This window comes from Hydrogenivirga sp., assembly GCF_056450045.1.
On record NZ_JBWONM010000028.1, the window covers coordinates 1 to 8519 of the forward strand.

The 8519-nt window shown below is 52.6% G+C and carries 12 protein-coding genes; 7 read left to right on the top strand and 5 right to left on the bottom strand.

The genetic code is table 11. From position 1 onward, the window contains the following. The 3 genes from AC1HCM_RS00965 to AC1HCM_RS00975 form a co-directional block, all read left to right on the top strand. Positions 1–519, top strand: a 519-nt coding sequence (locus AC1HCM_RS00965) for a helix-turn-helix domain-containing protein (protein WP_479459905.1), incomplete at its 5' end; no start/stop codon positions are given. Between the two features lie 7 nt (positions 520–526). After that, entirely contained in the window at positions 527–1078 is a 552-nt protein-coding gene (locus AC1HCM_RS00970; protein WP_479459906.1) for a GTP-binding protein, read from the top strand. A gap of 19 nt (positions 1079–1097) precedes the next feature. Beyond that, on the top strand, positions 1098–2270 hold the full coding sequence (locus AC1HCM_RS00975; RefSeq protein ID WP_479459907.1) for an MFS transporter: 1173 nt from the start codon (positions 1098–1100) through the stop codon (positions 2268–2270). On the opposite strand, the gene AC1HCM_RS00980 is transcribed toward AC1HCM_RS00975, so the two are convergent. After that, complete coding sequence (locus AC1HCM_RS00980; RefSeq protein WP_479459908.1) at positions 2244–2768, bottom strand: archaemetzincin family Zn-dependent metalloprotease; 525 nt, start codon at positions 2766–2768, stop codon at positions 2244–2246. The two genes, AC1HCM_RS00975 and AC1HCM_RS00980, sit on opposite strands and share 27 nt — an antisense overlap. Before the next feature lie 66 nt (positions 2769–2834). On the opposite strand from AC1HCM_RS00980, the gene ychF reads away from it, so the two are divergent. Genes ychF through AC1HCM_RS00995 form a run of 3 tightly spaced genes read left to right on the top strand, consistent with a single transcriptional unit; the run spans position 2835 to position 5585 of the window. Continuing rightward, positions 2835–3947, top strand: a complete 1113-nt coding sequence (gene ychF / locus AC1HCM_RS00985; protein WP_479459909.1) for a redox-regulated ATPase YchF — start codon at positions 2835–2837, stop codon at positions 3945–3947. A 10-nt stretch (positions 3948–3957) separates the two neighbouring features. Then, positions 3958–4794, top strand: coding sequence for a diaminopimelate epimerase (gene dapF, locus AC1HCM_RS00990; RefSeq protein WP_479459910.1), 837 nt, complete (start codon positions 3958–3960; stop codon positions 4792–4794). Then, the gene (locus AC1HCM_RS00995; protein WP_479459911.1) at positions 4791–5585 is read left to right on the top strand and encodes a glycosyltransferase family 9 protein; all 795 of its coding nucleotides are present in this window, start codon (positions 4791–4793) and stop codon (positions 5583–5585) included. Before dapF ends, AC1HCM_RS00995 begins: the two co-directional genes overlap by 4 nt. Here AC1HCM_RS00995 and AC1HCM_RS01000 read toward each other — a convergent pair. Both AC1HCM_RS01000 and AC1HCM_RS01005 read right to left on the bottom strand, forming a co-directional pair. Further along, the gene (locus tag AC1HCM_RS01000) at positions 5538–6032 is read right to left on the bottom strand and encodes an ADP-ribose-binding protein (protein WP_479459912.1); all 495 of its coding nucleotides are present in this window, start codon (positions 6030–6032) and stop codon (positions 5538–5540) included. The genes AC1HCM_RS00995 and AC1HCM_RS01000 overlap by 48 nt on opposite strands. Positions 6033–6040: 8 nt before the next feature. Then, a complete protein-coding gene (locus AC1HCM_RS01005) occupies positions 6041–6262 on the bottom strand; it encodes a hypothetical protein (RefSeq protein WP_479459913.1) in 222 nt (73 codons plus the stop codon). Positions 6263–6347: 85 nt separating this feature from the next. Between AC1HCM_RS01005 and hisF the strand changes: the two genes are divergently transcribed. Continuing rightward, positions 6348–7106, top strand: a complete 759-nt coding sequence (gene hisF / locus AC1HCM_RS01010) for an imidazole glycerol phosphate synthase subunit HisF (RefSeq protein WP_479459914.1) — start codon at positions 6348–6350, stop codon at positions 7104–7106. Here the strand turns inward: hisF and AC1HCM_RS01015 are convergent. Then, complete coding sequence (locus AC1HCM_RS01015) at positions 7099–7905, bottom strand: hypothetical protein (RefSeq protein ID WP_479459915.1); 807 nt, start codon at positions 7903–7905, stop codon at positions 7099–7101. The genes hisF and AC1HCM_RS01015 overlap by 8 nt on opposite strands. After that, the coding region (locus AC1HCM_RS01020) for a L,D-transpeptidase Cds6 family protein (protein ID WP_479459916.1) at positions 7902–8519 on the bottom strand (618 nt) is incomplete at its 5' end. The genes AC1HCM_RS01020 and AC1HCM_RS01015, both read right to left, overlap by 4 nt.

Below are 8519 nucleotides of genomic sequence, written 5' to 3' on the forward strand. Positions count from 1 at the left end.
TACACCGATAGGAACTTTGACCAACTGATAAACAAGCTCCGCATAAGGAAAGAGGACATGCACAAAACGATAGAGAGGTTTTTCCTTACGAGGCTCAACCAGAAGGAGGGTATCTTCTCCTTTACACCCGGCTTTATAAAGTACGACAGCGATGTGCCCGTCCGCTACCCCGTTGAAGAGCTCATAATGAGGGCTTCAAGAAACCTTACTGAGGAGGAGGTTGAGAGGAAGATATCCGATGAGCTTCTCGTCTTTGAAAAGGTGCCCGATGCAAACGATAGGATAAGTAGGGTGAACCTCACCGAGGAGGAGAAGAAGGTTCTCTCTCTCGTGAACGGCAGCAGGACGGTGGCGGAGATAAGGAAGGAGTCCGGTCTTGACAGGCTTACCGTTGATAGAGCCCTCTATGGTCTTTTAGCAGCAGGCATAATAAGGAGAAAGAGGAAGGAAAGGGTCCAGAAGCCCTCAATAACCCTTGACCTCCTTGCGAAGATAATTGAGAAGATAAAACAGCTGTAGGTGGGGTATGAAGGAGCTTAAGAAGATAAAGATAGTTGTGGCGGGACCCTTCGCAGCCGGGAAGACCCAGTTCATCAACACCGTCAGTGAGATAAAGACGGTCGCTACCGAGAGGAAAACCTCTGGAGCCTCGGAAAAGAGTGTCAAGGACTACACCACCGTAGCCATGGACTTTGGAAAGATAAGGATAGACGACGAGCATGAGCTTTACCTCTTTGGGACGCCCGGTCAGTCAAGGTTTGACTTTATGTGGGAGATACTCGGTGAAGGGGCTCTGGGAATAATAGTTCTGGTTGACAGCACGGACCCCAAGACCTTCCATGAAGCCCGCAAGATAATAAACTTCTTCCAGTCAAGGTTCCCCGTCCCCATAGTGGTTGGAGCGAACAAGCAGGACCTCCCCAACGCCTGGTCTCCCGAGGACGTTATGTTCGCCCTTGATATATCGGAGGAGGAGGGGATACCGGTCATTCCACTTTCCGCTAAGGATAAGGAGCAGGTCAAGAAGACCTTACTAACCCTTCTAGAGATTATAAGATACAGCCTTGAGGGTTCCTGATGGTTTATAATACATACCCATGTTCACCTCCCAAGAGAAGAAAACCCTCGCAGGTATTACTTTTGCCGTTGTTGCCCGTATGCTCGGGCTCTTCTTACTCCTGCCCGTCCTCGCTCCCTACGTCAGGGATATGGAGGGGAGCACCCCTATTCTCACGGGTATAGCTGTCGGTATCTACGGTCTGACTCAGGCTGTACTCCAGATACCCTTCGGTTATCTATCCGACAGGTACGGAAGAAAGCCCGTTATAACCTTCGGTTTCTTAGCCTACATACTGGGAAGCATCCTTGGGGGTTTTGCTGCCAACGTCTGGACCATGATAGCGGCAAGGCTTATCCAGGGTGCTGGGGCTATATCCTCGGCGGCTGTCTCCTTGGCGGCGGACCTGATAAGGGAGGAGGTCAGAACGAGAGCCTTCGCCCACATAGGGGCTTCGGTGGGCATGGTCTTTGCCCTGAGCATAACGGTAGCTCCCATACTGGCGGGTAAGTTCGGCGTTCCCTTCATCTTCTACCTGACAGCCTTTCTCTCCACCATCGCCATGCTCTACATCCTCCTCTTCATCAAAGAGCCCAGCAGGCATCACAGGGAGATTGAACCTTCCCTTAAGAACCTCAAGCACCTGCTCAGAGACAGAAACCAGAGTATGCTGAACCTATCGGTTGGACTCCTCCACGCCTTTCTCGTCTCGGTGTTCACGGTCATGCCCATAGAGATGATTCACAGGTACTCCTTCCCCAAGCCCGAGCACTGGAAGCTGTATCTTCCCGTAATACTTGTCTCCGTAGCGGTCATGGTTCCCTCAACCATCCTTGCGGAGAAGAGAGGGAAGATAAGGGAGGTTTTCTCGGGAGGTGTTGTCTTGATAGCCCTCGGCTTCCTCAGCCACATGCTTCTTAGGGACTTTACGGGGGTTGTTCTCCTCTTTCTCCTTTACTTCATAGGCTTTCACCTCCTTGAGCCGATAATGCCCTCCCTCCTCACAAAGCTGTCCCACAGGGATACGAGGGGTATGGCTGTTGGTGTTTACAATACGAGCCAGTTTATAGGTGCCTTTGCGGGCGGTACCATGGGAGGCGTCTTCCTGAAACTCGGAACCTTCTATATGCTCATCACCAACTTCTCCCTATCCCTCGTGTGGCTCGCTCTCCTTCTTCCATGGCTCTCAACCCTGAAGGGGGAGGTTGGCTAAGAGCTTTGCCCTGCACACACTGCAGAAGTCCCTTCCCTTCCTGTCAACCTCTGCAAGAGAGTTGGAGAAGCTCATAACGCAGGTAGGATCGGGGCAGTGGGTCAGCCCGAAGGTATGTCCGAGTTCATGGTTCACCTCCTTGAAGGTCCTTTCAAAGGTGAGCCTCTCGTCGGGGTCTCTGAGCCTGTAGATGCTCACCACCGCATTCCTCCCTCTTAGCTGGGCTTCTCCGAAGACGAAGTTGAGCCCCTCTTCGTAAAGGTCAAAGCCCACTATAGCTACGAGCTTTATCAGGTCAGGGAAGTTAACTCTGCTCAGGTATCCAAGCAGGGTGCCGGCGTGGAACTGTCCCCTCTGGGGGTTGAAGCCCAGCTTAGGTGGAAAGGGCACCGAAGATATCCTCACCTCAATGCCGAATATCTCACGGACGTTCTGGGCGGAGGCTATAAGCAACCTGCTCTCAACACCGCCGAAGGCGGTCATGTATATAAACCCCATTCTGTAGATTTTATCAGGCTCCTACGGGGTGGAAAGGGCTCCCCTTGGGATTTATATTTATCAGCTATGGGGTTCAATCTTGGAATAGTCGGACTTCCGAACGTTGGCAAGTCAACCCTATTCAACGCCCTCACCCAGACCGCGAAGGCACAGGCTGCCAACTACCCCTTCTGCACCATTGAACCCAACATCGGCGTCGTTGAGGTTCCTGATGAGAGGCTTTACAGGATTGCAGAGCTTGAGAGGTCCAAGAAGATAACGCCCACCTTCATAGAGTTCGTTGACATAGCGGGGCTTGTCAAGGGTGCCAGCAAAGGTGAAGGTCTTGGAAACCAGTTCCTCTCCCACATAAGGGAGGTTGACGCCATAGCCATGGTCCTGAGGTGCTTTGAAAGCCCTGATGTGGTTCACGTTGAGGGTGATGTAAACCCCCTGAGGGACGCAGACATAATAGATATAGAGCTCATAGCGAAGGACCTTGAGTCGGTGAACAGGAGGCTTGAGAGGGTTGAAAAGACCGCCAAAGGCGGTGATAAGAAGGCTAAGGAAGAGCTCTCTCACCTCAAGAGCATAAAGGCTATACTTGAGAACCTTGAACCACTTCGCAGGCACAGGGAGGAGCTGGGAGAGGAGGCATGGAGGTATGCGACCAAAGAGCTCTTCCTCCTTACCACGAAGCCCGTCATGTACATAGCCAACATAGGGGAGGAGGACCTGCCCGAGGGTGAGGGCAACCCTCACGTTGAGAAGGTCAAAGAGAGGGCTGAGCAGGAGAAGGCCCCAGTAGTGGTGGTCTGTGCCCAGATAGAGTCCCAGATGGCGGGTCTGAGCGATGAGGACAGGAAGGAACTCTTGGAAGCCTACGGTCTCAAAGAGCCCGGTCTTAACAGGGTGATAAGGGAGGGCTACAGCCTCCTCAACCTGATTACCTTCTTTACCGCCGGAGAGAAGGAGGCGAGGGCTTGGACCGTTGTTAGAGGGACTAAGGCTCCTCAGGCAGCGGGCAAGATACACTCGGACATGGAGAGGGGCTTCATAGCTGCGGAGGTCATAAACTACAAGGACTACATAGAGGTCGGCTCCATGACAAAAGCCAAGGAGAAGGGTCTGGTCAGGCTTGAGGGAAAGGACTACGAGATAAAGGACGGAGACATAGTCTATTTCCGCTTCAACGTGTAGAATAGAAGCTATGGAGTTTACTAAGCTTCAGGGCTCAGGGAACGACTTCATCCTGATAGACAACAGGGACGGGAAGGTTTATGAGACCCTTGAAAAGCTCGGAGTCTGCCTGAAGGAGTTCATAGTTAAGCTCTGCGAAGCCCACACTGGTGTTGGTGCGGACGGGCTCATCCTGATAGAGGAACCTGAGGACCCCTCCAACGACTTCAGGTGGCAGTTCTTCAACGCCGACGGCTCCGAGGCTGAGATGTGCGGGAACGGCTCCAGGTGTGCGGTGAGGTTCTGCTACGACCTCGGTATAGTTGGGGAGCGTGTCAGCTTTGAGACCCTCGCGGGTGTTATAAAGGCTGAGGTTCTTGAAAGGGGAAGGAGGGTCAAGGTTCAGCTAACACCTCCTTCGGAGGTAGTTGAGAAGACCATTCCCCTTGAGGTAAAAGAGATAAAGGGATTCTTCATAAACACGGGTGTGCCCCACTTCGTCGTCCCCGTTGAGGACATTGACAGTATTGATGTTGTTGGGCTTGGAAGGAGCATAAGGTTCCACAGGGAGTTTGAACCCAAGGGAACCAACGTAAACTTCATACAGCCTGTATCAGACAGGAGGATAAAGATAAGGACCTACGAAAGGGGAGTTGAGTCGGAGACCTTAGCCTGCGGGACGGGAGCGACCGCCGGTGCCATAGTTGCCTACCTTCAGAACCTCATCACTAAGAAGCCCGTTGAGGTTCTCACCAAGAGCGGAGAGCTCCTCAGAATTGACTTTGACGATGGTCTAAGGGAAGTCTTCCTTGAGGGTTCGGTTTACAAGGTTTACGACGGCTTTCTGAGCTACGAGATATTCACATGAGAAGGGCTCTCCTCTACAGGAGAGGAGGACTCGGCGATACCCTTCTGACCTTTCCCCTGCTTGAGATTCTTAAGAGGAGGGGCTTTCACATAACGGCAGTTGGGAACACGGACTACTTCCGTATAGCGAAGGAGGTCGGCTGGGCTGATAGACTCCTCAGCGAGCTTCCCAAAGAAGACTTTGAGCTTGAGCTTCTGATATCCCTGGATGGGAACATCCCACCCTTTCCCATAAAGAGGCTCTGGGTTGTGGAACACTACCTTAGGTCTGCTGGATTTGAGAGAGATAGCTTCTCAAGGAGGCTCCCCTTAGAACCAGACCCGGACTCCCCCCTGAAGGGTAAGGTGGTCCTTCATCCCTCAAGCGGTTCTCCCAAGAAGAACCCCGACCCAAGCCTCTTCCTTAGGATTGAGGAGCACCTGAGCTCAAGGGGTGAGGAGGTTATCTACCTTATCGGGGAGGCGGACGGCTGGCTGAAGGGTAGGGTAGGCAGATACGTTGAGAGCCTTGACCCCCTCTGGATAGCTAAAGCCCTCGGAGGGGCAAAGCTCTGCATAGGACTTGATTCGGGTATATCCCATCTATCAGCCTACATAGGTGTACCAACGGTCGTTCTCTACGGTCCTACAGACCCTCTTGTCTGGAAGCCTATCGGTGAGAAGCTCTTTCAGTTAATCCCAGACCTTGATTGTTCCCCCTGCTTCCCCAAGGTCTGTGAAGAGAGGATGTGCCTTAAGGAGGAGCTACTCCTTGAGCGCCTTCTCCCACTCCTTGACCATCTCCTCATCTAAGTCAACGAGGATGACCCTTTCAAGGCATCTGGGCTTGAAGCTCCTTATCTCTTCAATCATAGCCTTCGCAGCCCTGTCCTTGGGAAGCCTTCCCACCCCAGTCCCCATACCGGGGAAGGCTATGCTCCTGAAGCAGAGCTCATCCGCAAGCCTGAGGGCTGCCCTGGTCGCCTTCCTTACCTTCTCCTCAGTTGTCCTCATAGCGGGCTCCTCCATAGTTGGGGCATGGATAACACCCTTGAAGGGGAGTTTTCCCGCTGTGGTCAGTACAGCCTCTCCCACAGGTATCGGCGACTTCTCAACCGCTTCCCTCTCTATCTCCTCTCCGCCCAGCCTCCGTATCACACCGGCTACACCACCGCCCATGTAGCCGTGGCTGTTGGCTGGGTTCACTATGACTTCAGCATCAACCTCAAGGAGGCTTCCCTTCCTTACTTCAAGCTCCATAGAGAAGATTATACGTATATGGGCTCCGTTATCTCGCTTAGTCCTGCCTCCAGCCTCATGAGGATGTATTTGCCCCTTATCGTGTTTACAGGTATCTCAAGGGTCTCTCCGCTCTCCTTGACTATCCTTATGACCCCATCCTCTAAGTCTATCTCCTTAACGGGCTTGCCCGTGTTTGAGTCAAGTATGAGCTTCTCCTTTATGACATCCTGAGCAACCTTCTGAGCCATTCTGGAACCTCCTTTTTTATCTGATGTTGTATATAAACCCTTGCGGGTTTGCTTTCTATAGGTCTATGTCATAAAATCTAAGGATATGCTCGCCAAGCGTATAATCCCATGCCTTGACGTTGATAAGGGTAGGGTGGTCAAAGGCGTCCGTTTCCTAAACCTAAGGGATGCGGGCGACCCTGTTGAGGTAGCCAAGAGATATGAAGAAGAGGGGGCGGACGAGCTCGTCTTCCTTGATATAACAGCCTCCGCTGAGGAGAGGAGGATAATGATAGAGGTCGTCAAGAGGGTAGCCGAGACGGTCTTTATGCCCTTCACCGTGGGAGGAGGGATAAGGAGCACCGAGGACATGAGGAGACTCCTTGAGGCTGGAGCTGACAAGGTATCAATCAACACAGCCGCGGTGAAGAACCCCAAGGTCATACGTGAGGGAGCTCAGCTCTTTGGCTCCCAGTGCATAGTGGTTGCGATTGACGCAAAAAGGAAAGGAGACGGCTGGGAGGTTTACATAAACGGCGGTAGGACCCCAACGGGCATGGATGCCGTCAGCTGGGCTAAGGAGGCTGAAGCTCTCGGAGCTGGTGAGATACTCCTCACCTCAATGGACAGAGATGGAACGAAGGCGGGCTACGATGTTGAGCTCTGCAGGGCTGTCGCTGAGGCTGTGAACATCCCGGTTATAGCGAGCGGCGGTGCTGGTAGTATGGAGCACTTCTACGAGGTCTTCAAAGAGGGAAAGGTTGATGCAGCCCTCGCCGCCTCCCTATTTCACTTTAAGGAGGTGAGTGTGCCCGAGCTCAAGAGCTATCTGAAGGAAAGGGGCATCCTGGTAAGGCTCACCTGAGGTAGGCAAAGCCCTCCTGAGTATAACAGGCGTAGCTTTCCCCGAGAACCTCTTTTGCGACAAAGCGTGCCCTCTCCATAGCGACCCTTCTGTTCCTGTCGGGATACCTCGTCTTTCCATCCGCTATGCCTTCCACCTTCACCAGGGGTTTTAAGCCTGCGGACCTGAGCCCCTCAAGAACCTCCCTTATGTTCCTGAGGTTTACGTCCTCAGTCCTCGTGCTCCCGTATCCAAACAGCAAGGAGTACTTACCTGTGAGAATATAAACCTCCCGAGATACCTTCGCAGGGCTCTTGGCTCTGAACTGGGGCTTTTCAAAGCTCTCCGTCTCAACCACGTAGCTCAGCTTCAGCCTCTCGCCGGGCTTCAGGGTGGGGAGCTTTACAGAAAGGGTGTCATCCTTTATGTCCGCAGGTGGGAGGTAATCAAGCTCAACTATGTAAGGCTTGCTTGATACGACCCTCGTCAGCTTTATGGAACCGATGATGCCTCCGCCGTTGAGCCTCTGGACAAGGACGGGTTCCTCTATCTCTTGCCCAGTAGTGTTCTTAAGAGTTATGCTGACCAGGTAGCTTCCCCCTTCTCCCCTCCTCACAACTACCCTTCTCTTTATGTTGAGCCCCTTTTCTGACAGCTCCTCCCTCTTGAGGGGGATGAATATCATCACATCAGCCCTTCTGAACTCCTTCCCCACCTTCTCCACGGTTCTCGCCTGTATATCAAGGGTAAGCTCCTCCTGTCCCGGACACACGGCGTAGGATATCCCAAGCAGGAGAAGTAGCGAGAACACAGCTATCATCTGAACTCCTCCCCAACTATTTTTAACCTTCCCTCCTCTTTTATTATATACAGCCTCTTTATACCTTCATCGGAGTAAACATCGGAGCTGTATCTCTGCCTGAACTCCGCAACGTAGTACTCAACATCCTTCTCAAGCCCCCTCCTGAAGGCAACGACCGTAAGGTCGTCAATATCAACTTTTATGAACTTTCTCGGGAGTATGACCTTCCTCTTGTACCTCCTCCACTCCCTTATACCTCCGCCTTTCCATCTGAACCTCTCAGAGTAAAGGGAGAGGAACGACTCAATATCCTTCCTTTCCCAGGACTCCTCCCAGCTCTTGATAAAGGACAGAACATCGTCAAGCTCTATCTCCTCGGGTATCTCCTTGTATATAGCTATGAGCGTGTTCTTTGGAACTATTCTCTTGACTATCTTCCTGAGGTCATCGTTGTTGGCTACGACACAGCCCCTTGTGCTGAAGGGGATGCTGTTTCTATCCTCCTCATCGCTTCCGTGAAGCCATATCCCGCTTCCTCCCTTGCCAAGGAGCCTGTCAATAGGGTTTGGGTAGTTCAGGACGGCGGCAATGCCGCCGTACATCTTTGGCAGGCGCTCGGGTGGTATGAACTT

Excerpts from the sequence above, each read along its gene's own strand:
- ychF (WP_479459909.1), top strand. The coding sequence starts at position 2,835 with ATGGGGTTCAATCTTGGAATAGTCGGACTTCCGAACGTTGGCAAGTCA.
- AC1HCM_RS01005 (WP_479459913.1), bottom strand. The coding sequence starts at position 6,262 with ATGGCTCAGAAGGTTGCTCAGGATGTCATAAAGGAGAAGCTCATACTT.
- AC1HCM_RS00995 (WP_479459911.1), top strand. The coding sequence starts at position 4,791 with ATGAGAAGGGCTCTCCTCTACAGGAGAGGAGGACTCGGCGATACCCTT.
- AC1HCM_RS00975 (WP_479459907.1), top strand. The coding sequence starts at position 1,098 with ATGTTCACCTCCCAAGAGAAGAAAACCCTCGCAGGTATTACTTTTGCC.
- hisF (WP_479459914.1), top strand. The coding sequence starts at position 6,348 with ATGCTCGCCAAGCGTATAATCCCATGCCTTGACGTTGATAAGGGTAGG.
- AC1HCM_RS01015 (WP_479459915.1), bottom strand. The coding sequence starts at position 7,905 with ATGATAGCTGTGTTCTCGCTACTTCTCCTGCTTGGGATATCCTACGCC.
- AC1HCM_RS00980 (WP_479459908.1), bottom strand. The coding sequence starts at position 2,768 with ATGGGGTTTATATACATGACCGCCTTCGGCGGTGTTGAGAGCAGGTTG.
- AC1HCM_RS00970 (WP_479459906.1), top strand. The coding sequence starts at position 527 with ATGAAGGAGCTTAAGAAGATAAAGATAGTTGTGGCGGGACCCTTCGCA.
- dapF (WP_479459910.1), top strand. The coding sequence starts at position 3,958 with ATGGAGTTTACTAAGCTTCAGGGCTCAGGGAACGACTTCATCCTGATA.
- AC1HCM_RS01000 (WP_479459912.1), bottom strand. The coding sequence starts at position 6,032 with ATGGAGCTTGAAGTAAGGAAGGGAAGCCTCCTTGAGGTTGATGCTGAA.